Consider the following 16,824-nt stretch of genomic DNA (forward strand, 5'->3'; position numbering starts at 1 on the left):
CGCGCGTTACACCTTCAATCCCTTCACATATCCCACCAGCTGATCCAGCACAATCCCCCATCCTTCGTGGAAGCCCATCTGTTCATGCTGCTCGCGGATCTCCTTCGTCGGATGACGCGCAATCGCCGTATAGCGGGTCTTCCCCTCCCCGACATCTTCCAGCAATAAAATCGCCGTCATAAACGGCTTCTCGGCCGGTTTCCAGCCTTCGGTATAGCCGTCGGTAAAGACCAGCTTTTTACCGGGATCGATTTCCAGGAAGACGCCCCGGTTATCCATCCGCTGACCGTCCACCTCAAATACGGTGTTGAACCGCCCGCCCACGCGCAGGTCGAGATCGCATTCGGTCACCTTATGGGGAGCAGGAATGAAGAAGTTTTTGATGTGTTCCGGCCTAGTCCAGCAGAGCCAAAGCAGGTCGCGCGGTGCATCCACCACGCGCTCCAGTTTTAAGTCAGTTTCAGGATCGAGCGTCACGATGTTGTCCTCTTAAGGGAGCCCCTTAAAGGATAGCCGGACTCAGGCAAATTTCCCTTCCGCAACCTCTTCCGGCGTGACCACGCCCGTATCCAGCACCCAGCCGCTAATCAGCGAGGCTGGCGTAACGTCAAACGCCGGGTTGTAGACCTGCGCGTTTTCCGGCGCCCACTGAACCGCGCCAAAGCTTCCGGCGACGCCCGTCACCTCGCTGGCGGCACGCTGCTCAATCGGGATCGCGTCGCCGTTCGGGCATTCAGGGTCGAGGGTCGTTTGCGGCGCGGCCACATAGAACGGAATGCCGTGGAATTTTGCCAGCACCGCCAGGGAGTAGGTGCCGATTTTGTTCGCCACGTCGCCGTTAGCCGCAATGCGGTCTGCGCCCACCCACACGGCGTCTACCTGCCCTTTCGCCATCAGGCTGGCGGCCATGGAATCGGTAATCAGCTGATACGGCACGCCCAGCTCGCCAAGCTCCCACGCGGTCAATCTACCGCCCTGTAGCAGCGGGCGGGTTTCATCGACCCAGACGTTGCTCACGTTGCCTTCCTGGTGCGCGCGAGCAATGACCCCAAGCGCCGTACCGACCCCCGCCGTTGCCAGTCCGCCGGTGTTGCAGTGGGTCAGCAGGCGACTGCCGGGCTTCACCAGCGCGCTGCCCGCTTTCGCAATGGCATCACAGAGTCGTTTATCTTCATCAATCAGGCGCAGCGCCTCCGACACCAGCGCCGGAACATACTCTTCCTGCCACAGCGCAATCTTCATGCGGTCGAGATTGTTCATCAGGTTCACCGCCGTCGGGCGGGACGCGCGCAGGGTTTCCAGCGCAACCGCCAGCTCGTCACGGCTTTTGCCGTTTTCCGCCAGCAGCGCCAGCAGCAGGCTTGCAGAGAGACCAATCAGCGGCGCGCCGCGCACGCGCAGGGCGTGGATATGCCCAACCAGCGCCTCTACGGTCGAGGCATCCAGCCAGCGTATCTCCTGCGGGAGGGCCTGCTGGTCGAGAATAAAGAGCTGATTATTCGCCACCCGCAGGCTGGTCGTCTGTAATGTCTGCATGTCGTTAATTCCCTGTTGCGTTGTTGTAGCACATTGTGTCAGGATGAAATCCAGATGTATAGACGTCTACATGTCTTAATTTAAAAACTCGTGAGGAGCAGGCCATGTCGCAATACCGTACCTTTACCGCTCAGGACGCCGTGGAGTATGCCAGGCAGTTTGGCGGACTTGACGATCCTTCATCGCTGGTAGAGGCGCAGGAGATTGGCGACGGCAACCTCAATCTGGTCTTTAAAATTTTCGACAGCGCGGGCGTGAGCCGCATCGTCGTTAAGCAGGCGCTACCCTACGTGCGCTGCGTCGGCGAGTCCTGGCCGCTGACGCTGGACCGCGCCCGTCTGGAGGCGCAAACCCTGGTCGAGCACTACCGGCACAGCCCGCAGCACACCGTGAAAATCCACCACTTCGATCCGGAGCTGGCGGTGATGGTGATGGAAGATCTCTCCAGCCATCGCATCTGGCGCGGCGAGCTGATCAAAAATAATTATTACCCGCTGGCGGCGCGTCAGCTGGGTGAATACCTCGCGCACGCGCTGTTCTACACCAGCGATTTCTACCTGCACCCGCACGAGAAGAAAGCGCAGGTGGCGAAATTCATCAACCCGGAGATGTGCGAGATCACCGAAGATCTGTTCTTCAACGATCCGTACCAGATCCACGAGCGCAACAGCTACCCGGCCGAGCTGGAAAACGACGTCGCGTCCCTGCGCGACGACGCTCAGCTGAAAATGGCCGTGGCCTCCCTGAAGCACCGCTTCTTCTCGCACGCCGAAGCGCTCCTGCACGGCGATATTCACAGCGGGTCGATTTTTGTGGCGGACGGCAGCCTGAAGGCCATCGACGCCGAGTTTGGCTACTTTGGCCCGATTGGCTTTGACGTCGGTACCGCCATCGGCAACCTGCTGCTGAACTTCTGCGGCCTGCCGGGGCATCTGGGCATTCGCGATGCCGCCGCCGCGCGCGAGCAGCGCCTGACCGATATTCAGGAGCTGTGGAACACCTTCGCGGAACGCTTCCAGGCGCTGGCATACGAGAAAACGCGCGACGCCGCGCTCGGCGCGCCGGGTTACGCCTCCGCGTTCCTGAAAAAAGTCTGGCATGACGCCATCGGCTTCTGCGGCACCGAACTCATTCGCCGCAGCGTCGGGCTTTCCCACGTCGCGGATATCGACACCATTCAGGACGAGGCCATGCGACACGAATGCCTGCGCCACGCGATAACGCTCGGTAAAGCGCTGATTGTGATTGCCGACCGCATCGACAGCGTGGAAGATCTGGTGGCGCGGGTGCGGCAGTACAGTTGATTTTCTCCCTCTCCCTGTGGGAGAGGGCCGGGGTGAGGGCATCAAACCGCGCTTACCCCAAATACTCAATCACCGACAGCCCGCCGTTATAATCCGTGCTGTAGATAATTCCCTGCGCATCCACAAACACGTCACACGACTGGATCACCTGCGGGCGATTCGGACGGGTATCCATCATTTTCTCCGGTGCTGCAGGCACCAGCGCCCCCGTTTCAACCGGTCGATACGGATTGGAAATGTCATACGCGCGCACGCCTGCGTTCTGATACGTCGCAAAAATCAGCGTCGAGCTGACGAAGCTCCCCGGCCGGTTCTCGTGCAGGTTATGCGGCCCGAAATGCGCCCCTTTCGCCACGTAGTCGGTTTCATCCGGCTGCGGGAAGGTCGAGATGCTTACCGGATTCGACGGCTCGCGGATATCAAACAGCCAGATCAGCTTCTCACCGTCTTCCTGGTTATCGAGCACCGCTTCGTCCAGCACCACCAGCAGATCGCGGTCGGGCAGCGGCAGCGCGGTGTGCGTGCCGCCGCCAAACGGCGGGCTCCAGTTACGGTGGCTAATGAGCTTAGGCTGAGTGCGATCCTTCACGTCCAGCAGCGTCAGGCCGCCGTCGCGCCAGCTGCCATACGCGGTATCGCCGGCAATAATCGCATGGTGCAGCGCGTAGCGTTTCCCCTCCGGCCAGTTAGGCTTCTCCCCTTCTGCCTGATTCATCCCCGGCAGCCACCAGCGCCCTGCCACCTCAGGCTTACGCGGGTCGGCCAGGTCGATCGTCAAAAAGATGTAGTCGGTAAAGCCGTCGATCAGCGCCGACACGTACGCCCAGCGTCCGCCGACGTACCAGATGCGGTGGATGCCGATACCGCTCAGCGACAGAAAACCGATTTCGCGCGGCTTGTCCGGCGTGGAGATATCAAAAACGCGAAGCCCCGCGCTCCAGCCTTTGTCCTGCACGTCGCTGACTGTCTCGCCCACCTGCCGGGTGTAGTAGACCTTCTCGTCGGCAAAACGCGCATCGGCAAAAAGATCCCGCGCGTTGATGACCAGCAGGAGATCGTCATGCGCCTGCAGATGCACGTTCCAGGTGCCCGGCGGCGCGGGCACGTAGCCTGCCGCTTTCGGGTTTTTCGGGTCGCGCACGTCGACAATCGAAAAGCCCTGCGACACCATATGGCCGATATAGGCGAAACCGCGATGCACCATCAGCTGCACGCCGTCCGGGCGACCACCCTGATCGCTATGGCCAATCAGCCGCATATTGCGGCTGTATTCGGGCGTAGGGAGCTCGCTCATTTATTTTTCGCTTCCAGCGTCGCAAACCACGGCGCAATGAAATCTTCCGTCTGGCCCCAGCCCGGAATGATTTTCCCGAGTGACGCCACGTTCACCGCACCCGGCTGGGCGGTCAGCAGCGCCTGCGGAATTGCCGCCGCCTTAAAATCGTAGGTCGCTGGCGTCGCTTCCCCGGCAATCTTGTTCGCCACCAGACGCACGTTGGTCGCCCCAATCAGCTTCGGATCCACCGCCACGCTCACTTTCCACGGGCTGCCCGGCTCGCGCATCAGTTGCAGATCCTGGTTAGAGATGTCGATGCTGTAGAGCTTAATCTCGGTGCGGCCGTTCTCTTTCAGCGCCTTATACGCGCCCTGGCTGAAGGCGTCCCAGGTTCCCCAGATGGCATCGATTTTGCCTTTCGGGTATTTAGCGAGGATTGCGCCCACCTTGTTGGCGGTGTCGCCCTGCACGTCGGAAGAGACCGCGCCGATAGACTCCAGCTCTTTAATGTCCGGATACTGTTTTTGCAGCTCTTTATAGGCCGCCTGACGACGCTCCATCGGCGGGAAGCCCGCCACCCATAGCTTGACGATATTGGCCTTGCCGTTGAAATCTTTCGCCAGCTGGCCGAAGGAGAGGTTCGTCAGGGAGGCATCATCCTGCTGGGTAACGGTCACGCCCGGGATCTCGCCGTTGACGGCGGTATCAAATACCGCGACCTTAATCCCGGCGTCCACCGCCTTCTTCACCAGCGCGGTGGAGTACGGATCGCGGCCCTGAGAAAGGATAATCCCGTCGTACTTCTGGCTGATGGCCTGGTTCACGAAGTCCTGGAATTTGGCGTCGTCGCCGTTGCTTAAAAAGGTGCTGACCTTAAAGCCGAGCTTCTTCCCTTCCTGAATGGCCCCGGCAATAAACTGTGTGGTGTTGTCGTCTGAGCCGAGGTTACGGATCACCGCGATGCGGATCGGGCCGTCATGGTTGGCAATGGCCGCCGGAAGCGGTGCAGGCGTGGCCGCAAAGCCAGGCAGAGCGGTTAATAACCCTAATGCCACCAAAGAGAGTGCAATCTTTTTCATTTTTTATCCCGTTGTGTTGTCAGCGTTTTTGTATGTAGGTAATCGCCAGCGCTACCGCGAGCACCAGCCCTTTTATAATGTCCATGGCGTAATACGGCACGGAGAGCATCACCAGCCCGTTCGATAGCACGCCGAGAATCACCGCCCCGACCAGGGTCCCCAGCGCGTTCGGCTTGCCGGACCCGGCCAGCGAGAAGCCAATCCACGCCGCCGCCACCGCATCCATCAGATATCCGCCGCCTGCGTTCACCTGCGACGAGCCAATGCGCGAGGCCAGCAAAATCCCGCCCAGGCCCGCCAGCAGGGAGGCAATCACGTAGGCCGCCACCTTGTAGCGGGTGGTGCGAATGCCGGAGAGACGCGCCGCTTCCGGGTTACCGCCAATGGCGTACATCCGGCGTCCATGAGTGGTGAGCGACAGCCCCAGCTGTGCCAGCACGGTCACCACCAGCATGACGATCACGATGGTCGGCACCTGTCCCAGCAGGCTGAACGCCGCCGGAATGGTCCCTTCCGCCATATCGCCGCTCGGCAGCACCATGTTTTCGGTAATCGACCCGCCGTAGCTGTAGGTCATCGCCACGCCCTGGATCACAAACAGGCTGGCCAGCGTCGCGAGCATGTCCGGAATGCGCAGGATAACGATCAGAAAGGCGTTAAACAGTCCCACCAGCGTGCAGAGCGCGAGGGTAATCAGAATCGACTCGGTGGTGCCGAAGCCGTGCCAGACGAAAAGGGAAATCACCAGCGCGTTCGCCAGCGACGCGGTAGACCCCACGGAGAGATCGAATCCGCCGATGGTCAGCGAAATCGACACGCCTATGGCAATCACCGTCACGATGGCAATCGAGCGCAGAATGTTGATGATGTTGTTCGGATCGAGGAAGCTGTCCGACGCCAGGCCAAAGACGGCCACCAGCGCGACGACGGTTAACAGCATGCCCCACCTGTAGAGAAAATCGAAAATCTGCTGACGGCCCGACGCCGTCGCGTTTACTGAAAGGGCCTTACTCACGACGCCGTTCCTCCGGTTGAATAATAAAGTAGTGTCTCTTCGCGGGCCTCCGCCCCGGCGATTTCCGCCACGATACGCCCATCCCACAGGACGCAGATGCGGTCGCACAGCCCGACCAGCTCGGCAAATTCGCCGGAGGCGTAAATCACCCCTTTGCCCTCGCGCGCCAGGCCGTCAATCAGCTGGAACAGATCGGTTTTGGCCTTCACGTCCACGCCTTTGGTCGGCTCGTCGAAGATCAGTACGCTCGCGTCATTGCGCAGCCACTTGCCGATGGCGACCTTCTGCTGGTTACCGCCGGAGATACGTCGCAAAACCTGCCCGGGACCGCGGGCGCGAACGCCGACGCGGGCGATCACCTCCTCCGCCCAGCGCCACGCCTGACGATGGCCGAACAGGCTCCAGCGCGAGAAGCTGTTATCAGCGCACACGGCAAGGTTCATGCTCACCGGCTCGTCGATAAAAATCCCCTCTTTACGCCGCTCCTCAGGCACCAGCGCCAGCCCGCGCAGCACCGAGTCCGCCGGGTCGCGCGGCTGCCAGGGCTGATGATTCAGCTCACCGCGCGCCACGCGGCTTTTGGTGGCGCCAAACAGCGCCTTGCAGAGTTCGGTTTTCCCCGCCCCCGCCAGCCCGGCAATACCGAGGATTTCGCCCTTGCGCAGGTGCAGGGAGATATCTTTCAGCAGCGCGTCGTCGTGCAGACCTTCTACCCGCAGCAACGTTTCGTCGCCGTGCGGCGGCCGCGCGGGCGGATAGATATCGCTCAGCACGTGGCCGAGCATCTTCTCGACGATCGCTTCTCCGCTAAGATCGGCCATCGGTCCGGACTCAATCAGCTTGCCGTCGCGCAGCACCGTCAGGGTGTCGCAGATGGCCTTCAGCTCGTGAATGCGGTGGGAGATAAACACCACGCCGATGCCCTGCTGCTTTAAGCGTCTGACTACCGCAAACAGGCGCTCGCTCTCGTGCGCGTCCAGCGGCGCGGTGGGCTCATCAAGAATCAAAAAACGGCAGTGGTGGGATAGCGCCCGCGCCAGCAAAATCTGCTGCTTTTCGGCAAGCGTGCAGCTATCGATGGAACGGCGTACGTCCAGAGAAACATCCAGCTGCGCCAGCGCCTGTCTCGCCAGCTGACGGATCGCGCCCCAGCTGAAGCGATGCCCCGGCTGCGCCAGCTGGTCGAGCATGATGTTCTCGGCGATGCTTAACCCCGGGATCAGCGCCACGTCCACTTCCTGCTGCACAAGGTGGATCCCCAGCCGTTTGGCATCGAGCGGTTCGCGGATGTTTACCGGCTGGTTGTTAATGCTGATCTCGCCCTCATAGTGGTCGTGCGTCCCGCACAGCACCGCCATCAGCGTCGATTTTCCCGCGCCGTTGGCGCCGGTCAGCGCGTGTACGGAGCCGCCGGATAAGGTGAAATTCACGCGCGACAGCGCCTGAAAGCCGGAAAAGGCCAGGCTGATACCGCGCATTTCAAGGCGACTGGAAACCATCCGCGTAAATCCTTCATTACTCTTCTGATTTATCGAATTTTTCACAGCTCCGGTTGACTGACAACGACGGAAAAGGCATAAGTTAAAGCGAAATATTATTAGCCATCCGGATGTCCAGACATAACATCGGGTTAGCGCTTCCCAAAAAGGACACCATCATGAGCAACACCGATATCCGCGTCGTGCCTGGCCCGGCGAACTACTTCTCTCATTCCGGAAGCCTTGCGCATCTGAATGACTTCTTTACCCCTGAACAGCTTTCCCGCGCGGTGTGGATCTACGGCGAGCGCGCGATCGAAGGCGCGCGCCCTTTCCTGCCGGAGAGCTTTAATGCGCCGGGGGCGAAACACCTGCTGTTTAAAGGCCACTGCAGCGAGCGCGACGTCACCCATCTGGTGAATGAATCCGGCAGCGACGCCAGCGTGGTGATTGGCGTTGGCGGCGGCGCGGTGCTCGATGCCGTCAAGGCCGTGGCGCGCCGCTTAGGAGTGCCGTTCGTGGGCATCCCCACTATTGCCGCCACCTGCGCGGCGTGGACCCCGCTCTCCGTCTGGTACAACGATGCCGGTCAGGCGCTGCATTTTGAGATCTTCGACGACGCCAACTTCCTGGTACTGGTGGAGCCGCAGATCGTCCTTAACGCACCCGCGGAATACCTGCTGGCGGGCATCGGCGATACGCTGGCGAAGTGGTACGAAGCGGTAGTGCTCGCCCCGCAGCCTGAAAAGCTGCCGCTGACCGTGCGGCTGGGCATCAACGGCGCGCTGGCTATCCGCGACGTGCTGCTGGAGCACAGTGAGGAAGCCCTGGCTGACCAGCAGCGCGGTGAACAGACGCAGGCGTTCCGGGACGTGGTGGATGCGATTATCGCAGGCGGCGGGATGGTCGGCGGTCTGGGCGAACGCTATACCCGCGTGGCGGCGGCGCATGCGGTGCACAACGGTTTGACCGTGCTGCCGCAGACGGAAAAATACCTCCACGGCACCAAGGTGGCCTACGGCATTCTGGTGCAGAGCGCCCTGCTCGGCCAGGACGACGTGCTGGCACAGCTGGTCTCGGCGTATCGGCGTTTTAACCTGCCGACCACGCTTCGCGCGCTGGAGGTCGATATTAACAGCCGAGAGGAGCTGGATAAGGTGATTGCCCACACCCTGCGTCCGGTGGAGTCAATTCATTATCTGCCGGTGACGTTAACGCCCGACGTTCTGCGCGCGGCGTTTGAGAAGGTGGAATACTTCAGCCGTTAATCTCCCTGACCGTCTATACCTAATGATGATTCTTACCACTCTCGTAACGAGGTCATCATGCAGATCGATTTAACAGGTAAAAAGGCGCTGGTTACCGGTGCCAGCCGCGGGTTGGGTCGGGCTATTGCACTGTCGCTGGCGCGCGCCGGTGCGGATGTGATTATTACGTATGAAAAATCTGCCGATAAAGCCCAGGCGGTCGCTGAGGAGATTAAGGCGCTGGGACGACACAGCGAAGCCGTGCAGGCCGACAGCGCCAGCGCACAGGCGATTCAGGATGCCGTCACCCATGCGGCGCGTTCCCTTGGCGGGCTGGATATTCTGGTCAACAACGCAGGGATCGCGCGCGGCGGCCCGCTGGAATCCATGACCCTGGCGGACATCGACGCGCTCATCAACGTCAACATTCGCGGCGTGGTGATCGCCATTCAGGAAGCGCTGGTGCACATGTCTGACGGCGGGCGCATTATCAACATCGGCAGCTGTCTGGCCAACCGCGTGGCGATGCCGGGTATTGCCGTTTACTCGATGACCAAGTCTGCCCTCAACTCCCTCACCCGCGGCCTGGCGCGCGATCTGGGGCCGCGCGGTATTACCGTTAACCTTGTCCACCCCGGCCCCACCAACAGCGATATGAATCCGGAAGACGGCGAACAGGCGGAAGCCCAGCGCCAGATGATCGCCGTCGGCCACTACGGCCAGCCGGAAGACATCGCGGCGGCGGTCACGTTTCTTGCCAGCCCAGCCGCCGGGCAGATCTCCGGTACCGGCCTGGATGTGGACGGCGGGTTGAACGCCTGATCGCAATCACCCTGCAAGCCTCTGTCGCCAGGCAGAGGCCTTCTCGAGCCGCCTCGACGGTTTGCGTTTTGCCTCTTACCTGTATTTTTTCTCCGCTCTACAGTACCCCATAAGAAATTCGGAATTTATCTAATAGCCTTATTATTTCCTTATATTTTGTGTGGGCGTACAGTGGAGGTACGGATGAAGATTGTCTGGTCAAAGAATGCAAAGAAAGAGTTTTCCAAAATCGATGGCCGATATCAGCGAAGAATCAAAGCAAAACTTGCTGAGCTGGGCGATCGCTCAGCTCCCCGGCCCGATATCAAAAAAAAATCGGCAACAGAAAATCATTTTCGGCTACGCGTTGGCGATTACCGCATTCTGATTACACTTCGGGACGATCCCGATAACCATTGTTTTGTTTTGGCCGTCAAGCGCAGAACATCAACGACCCACCTTCACGAGGAGAAAGCCCCCTATGGCTGTTCAGCTAATTAAGGACGATGACGGAAAAGCGCAGTACGTCGTTATTCCCTATGATGAATACTTTCGTATGTGCTTAAAGATGGCAGAAATTGACGACGAAACCGATGATGATCTAGAGGATATTGAAGTCGAACACGATTGTTATGATGACGTAGGATTACCTGGTGAAGTATGCGACGTCATGCATAACGAGAACGTCAGCCTGCAGGCCGCGTGGCGTATCCTGCGCGGGCTATCCCAGCAGGAGGTGGCGGAGAAACTCGGCATCAGCCAGTCCGCCGTGTCACAGCTGGAAGCGCTGGACTCCCGTCCGCAAAAGCGCACCCGCAAAAAGCTGGCGGCGATCTACGGCTGTAAGCAGGAGCAGATCAGCCTCTATTTACCGAAAGAGGGTTAACAGCACTTCGCTCCGCCCTTGCCGCCGTAGCGGGCATCCTGGCGGTCACGGAAAAATTCTTCGTAGGTCATGGGCGTCTGGTCCGGATGGTTGACGCGCATATGCTCGACGTAGTTGTCGTAGTCCGGCACGCCAATCATCATTTTTGCGGCCTGGCCCAGGTACTTACCTGCTTTGGATAGAGTGTCGAACATAGGTCATTTCTCGTTTGTTTCCCTCACCCCGCCCCTCTCCCAAAGGGAGAGGCCGGATAAGAAATGTAGGCCGGGTAAGGCGAAGCCGCCACCCGGCACAAAGGTTAATGCGCCCCTTTCGCCTGGGTCACAATCTCTTCCAGGTTTTCAGGCATTGGCTCGTACGGCGTCTCTTTCGCCGTTGGCTTATCATTTTTCAACGCCGCCAGCGCGGTCCTGAGAGAATACAACGCCAGCACCACGACCACCACCATAAAGAAGATGGTCAGCCCGGCATCCAGACGGTTGTTAAACACCAGCTGCGACAGCTGCGATTCGGTGTACTGTGCCGGGATCTTGCCGCTGTCGATCATCGCCTGGAACTTGTTGGCAATCGCCAGGAAGCCCACCTTATTATCCGGGCTGAAGGCTTTCTGCCAGCCCGCCGTCAGGGTACAGATAAGCAGCCACGCGGTTGGCACCAGCGCCACCCAGGCGTAACGCTGGCGCTTCATCTTGAACAGCACCACCGCGCAGAGCATCAGCGCCATGCCCGCCAGCATCTGGTTGGCGATACCGAACAGCGGCCACAGGGTGTTAATCCCACCCAGCGGATCGACCACGCCCTGATGCAGGAAATACCCCCACGCCAGCACGCACAGCGCCGTCGCCAGTAGGTTAGCCGGGAGCGAATCGGTCCGCTTCAGGTTCGGGGAGATGACGCCCAGCAGATCCTGCAGCATAAAGCGCGCCGCACGGGTTCCCGCATCCACCGCCGTCAGGATAAACAGCGCTTCAAACAGGATGGCGAAGTGATACCAGAACGACACATCCATCAGCCCGCCCAGCGCGCCGTGAAGAATATACGCCATGCCGACCGCCAGCGTCGGCGCGCCGCCTGCACGGGAGATAATCGACTGCTCGCCCACTTCGCTGGCGATGCTCGTCAACGTATCAGGGGTGATCGCAAAGCCCCAGCCGCTCACCACCTGCGCGGCAGACGCTACCACGTCAACGGTGCCGGCCGGGGCCAGGACCGCCATCGGGCTGTTCATTGCGAAATACACGCCCGGGTCGATAATGCAGGCGGAGACCAGCGCCATAATGGCCACGAAGGACTCCATCAGCATACCGCCGTAGCCGATCAGGCAGGCCTGATTTTCATTCGCCAGCATCTTCGGCGTGGTACCGGAGGCAATCAGAGCGTGGAAGCCCGACACCGCACCGCAGGCGATAGTGATAAACAGGAACGGGAAGAGATTGCCGGTCCAGACCGGGCCGGTACCGTCGATGAATTTGGTTAACGCCGGCATGGTCAGCGTTGGGCGCATAATCAGAATACCGATCGCCAGCCCGACGATAGTGCCGATTTTCAGGAAGGTAGAGAGGTAGTCACGCGGGGCCAGCAGCAACCATACTGGCAGCACCGCCGCCACAAAGCCGTAGCCCACCAGCATCCAGGTCAGCTGTACGCCGGTAAAGTCGAAGAAAGGCGCCCAGGTCGGGCTTTCCGCCACCCAGCCGCCGGAGATAATGGCGAACACGAGCAACACCAGGCCAATCACCGACACTTCACCAATGCGGCCCGGACGCAGGTAGCGGATATAGATCCCCATAAACAGCGCCAGCGGAATGGTGAAGGCAACGGTATACGTTCCCCAAGGGCTGTGGGTCAGCGCTTTCACCACGATCATCGCCAGCACCGCGAGGATGATGACCATGATCATAAAGGTCGCCACCAGCGCAATCACCCCGGCGGTCGCGCCCATCTCCTCTTTCACCAGCTCACCCAGCGAACGTCCGTCGCGGCGGGTGGAGACGAACAGCACCATAAAGTCCTGCACCGCGCCTGCCAGCACCACGCCCGCCAGGATCCAGATCATCCCCGGCAGGTAGCCCATTTGCGCCGCCAGCACCGGCCCCACCAGCGGGCCTGCCCCGGCAATCGCCGCAAAATGGTGACCGAACAGCACTTTCTTATCGGTCGGCACGTAGTCCAGACCGTCGTTATGGCGAACGGCAGGCGTCATGCGCGTTGCGTCAACGCCCAGGACGTTCTTCGCGATATAGCGGCCATAAAAACGATAGGCGATCAGGTAAACGCAGACCGAGGCGACGACGATCCAGAGCGCATTGATCTGTTCCCCCCGGTTGAGGGCGATATAGCCCAGGGCAAAGGCTCCCACAACGGAGAGCCCTGCCCATGTAAGGTATTTCCCTGAGTTGTTCATAGTTGTTGTCCGTTGTTGTGAAACAGTGAGATGTTACATTTTGTTTCTAGAACAACCGGAAAAATTTAACAACTTTGAAACGCAATAATGCGTGGTCAAACCAGAGATTTACACCACAGTGTTAAGCCGATCACTTTGATCTGCCTGGGCTAGCCCAGCACCATCGTACTTAACCGGCAGGTGCAGCACCGCCGCCCCTGCTCGTCGAAGACCACAATCTCCCAGCTCTGGCTTGAACGCCCAAGATGCAGCGGCTGACACACGCCGCGAACCGTGCTGTGGGATACCGCCCGATGATGCGTGGCGTTCAGCTCCGTTCCCACCACGCTCTGCCCGTCGCGGGTCATCAGAAATCCGGCCATTGAGCCGAGCGTTTCCGCCAGCGCCGCCGAGGCCCCGCCGTGGAGCAGGCCAAACGGCTGATGGGTTCGCGCATCCACCGGCATCTCCGCTTCCAGCGTGTCGTCCCCGAGGCGGGTATAGACGATGCCCAGGTTCGCCACCAGGGTATTCACGCTGGTGGCGTTCAGTTCCTCAAGCGATAAATGACGTTTCCAGATCATTTACGCCCCCAGCGTGGAGCCGCCGTCCACCACGATATCCTGCAGGGTGATGTGGCTGGCGGCATCGGAGGCAAGGAACAGCACGGTCGCAGCTATCTCCTGCGGGCGGGCAATTTTGCCCAGCGGAATGCCGAGCTTAAACTGCTCGCCGAAGCCGCGGATGCGCTGCTGCTCCGCGTCGTCGCTTTTCCACAGGGTGCGCTGCATATCGGTATCCGTTGAGCCCGGCGACACCAGATTACAGCGCACGCCGCTGCCCGCCAGCTCCAGCCCGACGGTCAGGGACAGGCTTTTCAGCGCTGCTTTCGATGCGCCGTAGGCGCTCATGCCGATGCGCGGCGTGTGCGCCGCGTCGGACGCCACGGTGACTATCGCCCCGCCCTGCTGGCGGCGAAACTGGCCCATCGTCTGCTGGAAAAGGTTGAACGCGCCGCCGACGTTGACCGCGAAGGTATGCTGCCAGTCATCCTGCGAGAGCTGGTCCGTCGCTCCCATGCGCAGAATGCCCGCGGCGTTGACCAGCACGTCCAGCCGTTCGAGCGAAGCCAGCGCGCGCCCGCACACCTCATGTACCTGTGCGGCATCCGCCACGTCCAGCGTTTCGGTGGCAAACGGATAATCATCCTGCGGGAAGGCCAGATCGAATCCGGTCACCTGCGCGCCTGCTTCGGCAAACGCCAGTGCAGTCGCGTAGCCAATCCCCTTCCCCGCGCCCGTCACCCAGACTGTTTTGCCGGTAAAATCGAATCCCGCCATTACTTCACCTCGCGGGAAAGCAGCGCCCACCAGGCGTCGAGAGTGGGATTTTTTGCCAGCATCACGAAGTCGATATCGCCGTGCACTTTGCGCCAGCGGGCGGCCAGCGCCATCATGCGCACTGAATCCAGGCCGTAGTCGATCAGGTTTTCGTCATCCATCGGCTCGTCGGACTCGTCCAGCAGCGGAAGGATCAGCTCGCGCAGCGCGGTTTTCGAGGCTGGAACGGACGGCAGCAGCTCGTCGGTCATCACCACGCGGCCAGAACGTCCGGCCACGTAGTTCAGGGACATCAGGTGCTCGTCACGGGTGAAATCCGCCAGCGCGTCGGCAATAAAGAACGGCTTAATGTCGCGCATAAAGGCGTCGGTGGCGGTGGTCATGCAGCCGATGTGAGCGTACACGCCGGTAATCAGCAGCTGGTTGCGGTCCGTCTCTTTCAGCATCTGCTCCAGGGGCGAGCGGTGAAACGCGCTGTAGCGCCACTTCACCAGCACCGTGTCCGCTTCGTCCGGGGTCAGCTCAGCGACGATGCGCTGCTGCTCCGGCGAGCGGGTCAGGCCCGGCCCCCACATGTCGTTCAGCAGGGCGCGGTCTTCATCGCTCTGCTCTTTTGGCTGCGCGGTGTAGTAAACCGGGATATTGTGTTCTTTGCAGTACGCGCGCAGTTTAGCGATGTTCGCTACTACCTGCTGCATCATCGCGCTATTTTCGCCCCAGAAGTTCAGGAAGTACTCCTGCATATCGTGGATCAACAGCGCGGCGCGCTCCGGTTCAAACGCCCAGTTCACCTTGTTGGTCGGCAACTCTGCGGCGGTTGGCAGCGCGTAAGCGGTTAATTTAGGGATGGCCATACTCTGTTCCTCAGCCCCGGGCGCGTTCAGCAAGCCACAGGCGCAACTGTTTCTTATCGACTTTGCCGACCGGCGTCAGCGGGAGCGCATCCACGCTCTCCACGCGGTCCGGCAGCTTGAATTCGGCAACGCCCTGCTCGCGCAGGAAGCGACGCACCTCGACCGCGCGCAGGGGCTGTTTCACCACCAGATACGCGCAGCTCTTCTCGCCCAGCAGACTGTCCTCCATGCTCACCAGCGCGGCGTGGATCACCGACTCATGGCGCAGCAGCAGGTTTTCAATCTCTTCGGCTGCGATCTTCTCCCCGCCGCGGTTGATCTGATCTTTCTCACGACCCTGCACGGTGATGTAGCCCTGCTCGTCAATGGCGATCAGATCCCCGGAGCAGTAAAAGCCGTCGGCGTCGAAGGCGCTGGCATTGTGTTCCGGACTGTTGAAATAGCCGCGGAAGGTATACGGACCCCGCGTCATCAGGCGTCCGACTTCCCCGCGCGGCAGCGGGTTGCCGTGCTCGTCGGCCACCCACACTTCGTCGTCCGGGCACATCGGGCGGCCCTGGGTGTTGATGATGCGTTCCGGCGCGTCGTCTAGCGCGGTGTAGTTCACCAGCCCTTCCGCCATGCCGAACACCTGCTGAAGCTGGCAGCCGATTTCAAGCGGAATGCGCGCCGCGAGCGTGGCGGAGAGGCGCGCGCCCCCCACCTGCAGCAGCTTCAGGGAGTTGAGCTGCGCGTTGCCCGCGCCGTCGGCAATCGCCTGCAGCCAGAGGCTGACCGCCGGGGGCACCAGCGAGGTGACGTTAATCTGATGCCGTTCGATCAGCGGGAAGCAGAGCGTGGCGCTCGGATCGTTCGCCAGCACCACGCAGCCGCCCGCGGTAAAGACGCCTAGCGACCCCGGCGAGCTCATGGCGTAGTTGTGCGCCGCGGGCAGCGCGTTCAGATATCGGGTTTCGGCGGTAATGCCGCAGATCTCGTTGCTGCGGCGAATGCTGTAGTCATAGTCGTTGTGCGTCCGCGGGATCAGCTTCGGCGTGCCGGTGCTGCCGCCGGAGAGCTGGAAGAAGGCCACTTCGTCGGCGGGCGTCGGGTTCGGGATGAAGTTGTCCGCGGGACGGGCCATCGCCGCTTCCAGGGCATGTTCACCCTTATCGCCGCGCAGGAGCACGACGCGTACCGAACGGTGTTCATCCACGAAAGCGTTGAGGAAGTCATCGCCCGCAAACAGCGCATGGTCGCGATCGGCGATCAGCACGGCGGGGTTGATCTGCGCGGCGTAGGCGTTCAGCTCGCTGCGCTGGTGGCTAATGAGCGCGTTGACCGGCGCTACGCCGATTTGCAGCAGCGCGAAGAAGGTGATGTAGAACTCGGCCACGTTGCCGAGCTGCACCAGCGCGGTCTCGCCGCGATGCAGCCCACGCCTCTGAAGGGCTGAGGCCAGGTTGTTCACCGCCTGATTAAACGCACGGTAGGTGATGTGCCGCTCGCCGTCAATTATCGCCACGGCATCGCTGTCCGCGCGATCCGTCAGGATGTGGGTCAACGGCAGATCCTGCCAGTAGCCTTTTTCACGGTAGCGGCGGGCAAATGCCTCAGGCCAGCGGGTAAAGGGAATGGTCATGAGT

17 protein-coding genes are annotated in these 16,824 nt (G+C 60.8%); 5 read left to right on the forward strand and 12 right to left on the reverse strand.

What is annotated here, in order from left to right:
• Positions 1-6: 6 nt before the first annotated feature.
• Both USH94_RS08180 and mtnA read right to left on the reverse strand, forming a co-directional pair.
• The gene (locus tag USH94_RS08180) at positions 7-477 is read right to left on the reverse strand and encodes an SRPBCC family protein (protein ID WP_111964413.1); all 471 of its coding nucleotides are present in this window, start codon (positions 475-477) and stop codon (positions 7-9) included.
• A 42-nt stretch (positions 478-519) separates the two neighbouring features.
• On the reverse strand, positions 520-1,536 hold the full coding sequence (mtnA, locus tag USH94_RS08185) for an S-methyl-5-thioribose-1-phosphate isomerase (RefSeq protein ID WP_111964414.1): 1,017 nt from the start codon (positions 1,534-1,536) through the stop codon (positions 520-522).
• 104 nt (positions 1,537-1,640) lie between these two features.
• On the opposite strand from mtnA, the gene mtnK reads away from it, so the two are divergent.
• Complete coding sequence (mtnK, locus tag USH94_RS08190) at positions 1,641-2,840, forward strand: S-methyl-5-thioribose kinase (protein ID WP_111964415.1); 1,200 nt, start codon at positions 1,641-1,643, stop codon at positions 2,838-2,840.
• A gap of 52 nt (positions 2,841-2,892) precedes the next feature.
• Here the strand turns inward: mtnK and USH94_RS08195 are convergent, their stop codons facing one another.
• From USH94_RS08195 to USH94_RS08210, 4 genes are read right to left on the reverse strand one after another with little or no spacing between them, the layout of a single operon-like run.
• Positions 2,893-4,134 (reverse strand): LVIVD repeat-containing protein, encoded by a 1,242-nt coding sequence (locus USH94_RS08195; RefSeq protein ID WP_111964416.1) that lies wholly within the window; start codon positions 4,132-4,134, stop codon positions 2,893-2,895.
• Positions 4,131-5,195, reverse strand: coding sequence for a sugar ABC transporter substrate-binding protein (locus USH94_RS08200; RefSeq protein WP_111964417.1), 1,065 nt, complete (start codon positions 5,193-5,195; stop codon positions 4,131-4,133). Before USH94_RS08200 ends, USH94_RS08195 begins: the two co-directional genes overlap by 4 nt.
• 19 nt (positions 5,196-5,214) lie before the next feature.
• Positions 5,215-6,210: an ABC transporter permease gene (locus USH94_RS08205; RefSeq protein WP_111964418.1), complete on the reverse strand. Its 996-nt coding sequence runs from the start codon at positions 6,208-6,210 to the stop codon at positions 5,215-5,217.
• A complete protein-coding gene (locus USH94_RS08210) occupies positions 6,207-7,709 on the reverse strand; it encodes a sugar ABC transporter ATP-binding protein (RefSeq protein ID WP_111964419.1) in 1,503 nt (500 codons plus the stop codon). Before USH94_RS08210 ends, USH94_RS08205 begins: the two co-directional genes overlap by 4 nt.
• A gap of 158 nt (positions 7,710-7,867) precedes the next feature.
• Between USH94_RS08210 and USH94_RS08215 the strand changes: the two genes are divergently transcribed.
• From USH94_RS08215 to USH94_RS08230, 4 genes are all read left to right on the forward strand, one after another.
• Positions 7,868-8,956, forward strand: a complete 1,089-nt coding sequence (locus USH94_RS08215) for an oxidoreductase (protein ID WP_111964420.1) — start codon at positions 7,868-7,870, stop codon at positions 8,954-8,956.
• 57 nt (positions 8,957-9,013) lie between these two features.
• Positions 9,014-9,757: an SDR family NAD(P)-dependent oxidoreductase gene (locus USH94_RS08220; RefSeq protein ID WP_045909613.1), complete on the forward strand. Its 744-nt coding sequence runs from the start codon at positions 9,014-9,016 to the stop codon at positions 9,755-9,757.
• Positions 9,758-9,940: 183 nt separating this feature from the next.
• Entirely contained in the window at positions 9,941-10,237 is a 297-nt protein-coding gene (locus tag USH94_RS08225) for a type II toxin-antitoxin system RelE family toxin (protein WP_111964475.1), read from the forward strand.
• Positions 10,218-10,622 carry a helix-turn-helix domain-containing protein gene (locus tag USH94_RS08230; RefSeq protein ID WP_111964421.1) on the forward strand — a complete coding sequence of 135 codons (405 nt, stop codon included), beginning with the start codon at positions 10,218-10,220 and terminating at the stop codon, positions 10,620-10,622. Before USH94_RS08225 ends, USH94_RS08230 begins: the two co-directional genes overlap by 20 nt.
• Here USH94_RS08230 and USH94_RS08235 read toward each other — a convergent pair.
• The 6 genes from USH94_RS08235 to entE all read right to left on the reverse strand — a co-directional run bounded on the left by USH94_RS08235 (position 10,619) and on the right by entE (position 16,820).
• Positions 10,619-10,816, reverse strand: a complete 198-nt coding sequence (locus USH94_RS08235; RefSeq protein WP_006809671.1) for a YbdD/YjiX family protein — start codon at positions 10,814-10,816, stop codon at positions 10,619-10,621. The genes USH94_RS08230 and USH94_RS08235 overlap by 4 nt on opposite strands.
• Positions 10,817-10,920: 104 nt before the next feature.
• Positions 10,921-13,026, reverse strand: coding sequence for a pyruvate/proton symporter CstA (gene cstA / locus USH94_RS08240; RefSeq protein WP_111964422.1), 2,106 nt, complete (start codon positions 13,024-13,026; stop codon positions 10,921-10,923).
• A 149-nt stretch (positions 13,027-13,175) separates the two neighbouring features.
• Complete coding sequence (gene entH / locus USH94_RS08245; RefSeq protein WP_111964423.1) at positions 13,176-13,589, reverse strand: proofreading thioesterase EntH; 414 nt, start codon at positions 13,587-13,589, stop codon at positions 13,176-13,178.
• Positions 13,590-14,345, reverse strand: coding sequence for a 2,3-dihydro-2,3-dihydroxybenzoate dehydrogenase EntA (gene entA / locus USH94_RS08250; RefSeq protein WP_111964424.1), 756 nt, complete (start codon positions 14,343-14,345; stop codon positions 13,590-13,592).
• Positions 14,345-15,199, reverse strand: coding sequence for an isochorismatase (locus USH94_RS08255; RefSeq protein WP_111964425.1), 855 nt, complete (start codon positions 15,197-15,199; stop codon positions 14,345-14,347). The genes entA and USH94_RS08255 overlap by 1 nt, the downstream gene beginning before the upstream one ends.
• Positions 15,200-15,209: 10 nt before the next feature.
• Positions 15,210-16,820, reverse strand: a complete 1,611-nt coding sequence (gene entE / locus USH94_RS08260) for a (2,3-dihydroxybenzoyl)adenylate synthase EntE (RefSeq protein WP_111964426.1) — start codon at positions 16,818-16,820, stop codon at positions 15,210-15,212.
• Positions 16,821-16,824: the final 4 nt, after the last annotated feature.

The sequence above is a fragment of the Enterobacter sp. 148H3 genome (assembly GCF_034107425.1).
Classification (GTDB): Bacteria; Pseudomonadota; Gammaproteobacteria; order Enterobacterales; family Enterobacteriaceae; genus Enterobacter; species Enterobacter vonholyi.

What these genes read in the sequence shown, in the direction of transcription:
- mtnA (WP_111964414.1), bottom strand. Translation starts at nt 1,536, where the DNA reads ATGCAGACATTACAGACGACCAGCCTGCGGGTGGCGAATAATCAGCTC.
- mtnK (WP_111964415.1), top strand. Translation starts at nt 1,641, where the DNA reads ATGTCGCAATACCGTACCTTTACCGCTCAGGACGCCGTGGAGTATGCC.
- USH94_RS08195 (WP_111964416.1), bottom strand. Translation starts at nt 4,134, where the DNA reads ATGAGCGAGCTCCCTACGCCCGAATACAGCCGCAATATGCGGCTGATT.
- USH94_RS08200 (WP_111964417.1), bottom strand. Translation starts at nt 5,195, where the DNA reads ATGAAAAAGATTGCACTCTCTTTGGTGGCATTAGGGTTATTAACCGCT.
- USH94_RS08210 (WP_111964419.1), bottom strand. Translation starts at nt 7,709, where the DNA reads ATGGTTTCCAGTCGCCTTGAAATGCGCGGTATCAGCCTGGCCTTTTCC.
- USH94_RS08215 (WP_111964420.1), top strand. Translation starts at nt 7,868, where the DNA reads ATGAGCAACACCGATATCCGCGTCGTGCCTGGCCCGGCGAACTACTTC.
- USH94_RS08220 (WP_045909613.1), top strand. Translation starts at nt 9,014, where the DNA reads ATGCAGATCGATTTAACAGGTAAAAAGGCGCTGGTTACCGGTGCCAGC.
- USH94_RS08225 (WP_111964475.1), top strand. Translation starts at nt 9,941, where the DNA reads ATGAAGATTGTCTGGTCAAAGAATGCAAAGAAAGAGTTTTCCAAAATC.
- USH94_RS08230 (WP_111964421.1), top strand. Translation starts at nt 10,218, where the DNA reads ATGGCTGTTCAGCTAATTAAGGACGATGACGGAAAAGCGCAGTACGTC.
- USH94_RS08235 (WP_006809671.1), bottom strand. Translation starts at nt 10,816, where the DNA reads ATGTTCGACACTCTATCCAAAGCAGGTAAGTACCTGGGCCAGGCCGCA.
- cstA (WP_111964422.1), bottom strand. Translation starts at nt 13,026, where the DNA reads ATGAACAACTCAGGGAAATACCTTACATGGGCAGGGCTCTCCGTTGTG.
- entH (WP_111964423.1), bottom strand. Translation starts at nt 13,589, where the DNA reads ATGATCTGGAAACGTCATTTATCGCTTGAGGAACTGAACGCCACCAGC.
- entA (WP_111964424.1), bottom strand. Translation starts at nt 14,345, where the DNA reads ATGGCGGGATTCGATTTTACCGGCAAAACAGTCTGGGTGACGGGCGCG.
- USH94_RS08255 (WP_111964425.1), bottom strand. Translation starts at nt 15,199, where the DNA reads ATGGCCATCCCTAAATTAACCGCTTACGCGCTGCCAACCGCCGCAGAG.
- entE (WP_111964426.1), bottom strand. Translation starts at nt 16,820, where the DNA reads ATGACCATTCCCTTTACCCGCTGGCCTGAGGCATTTGCCCGCCGCTAC.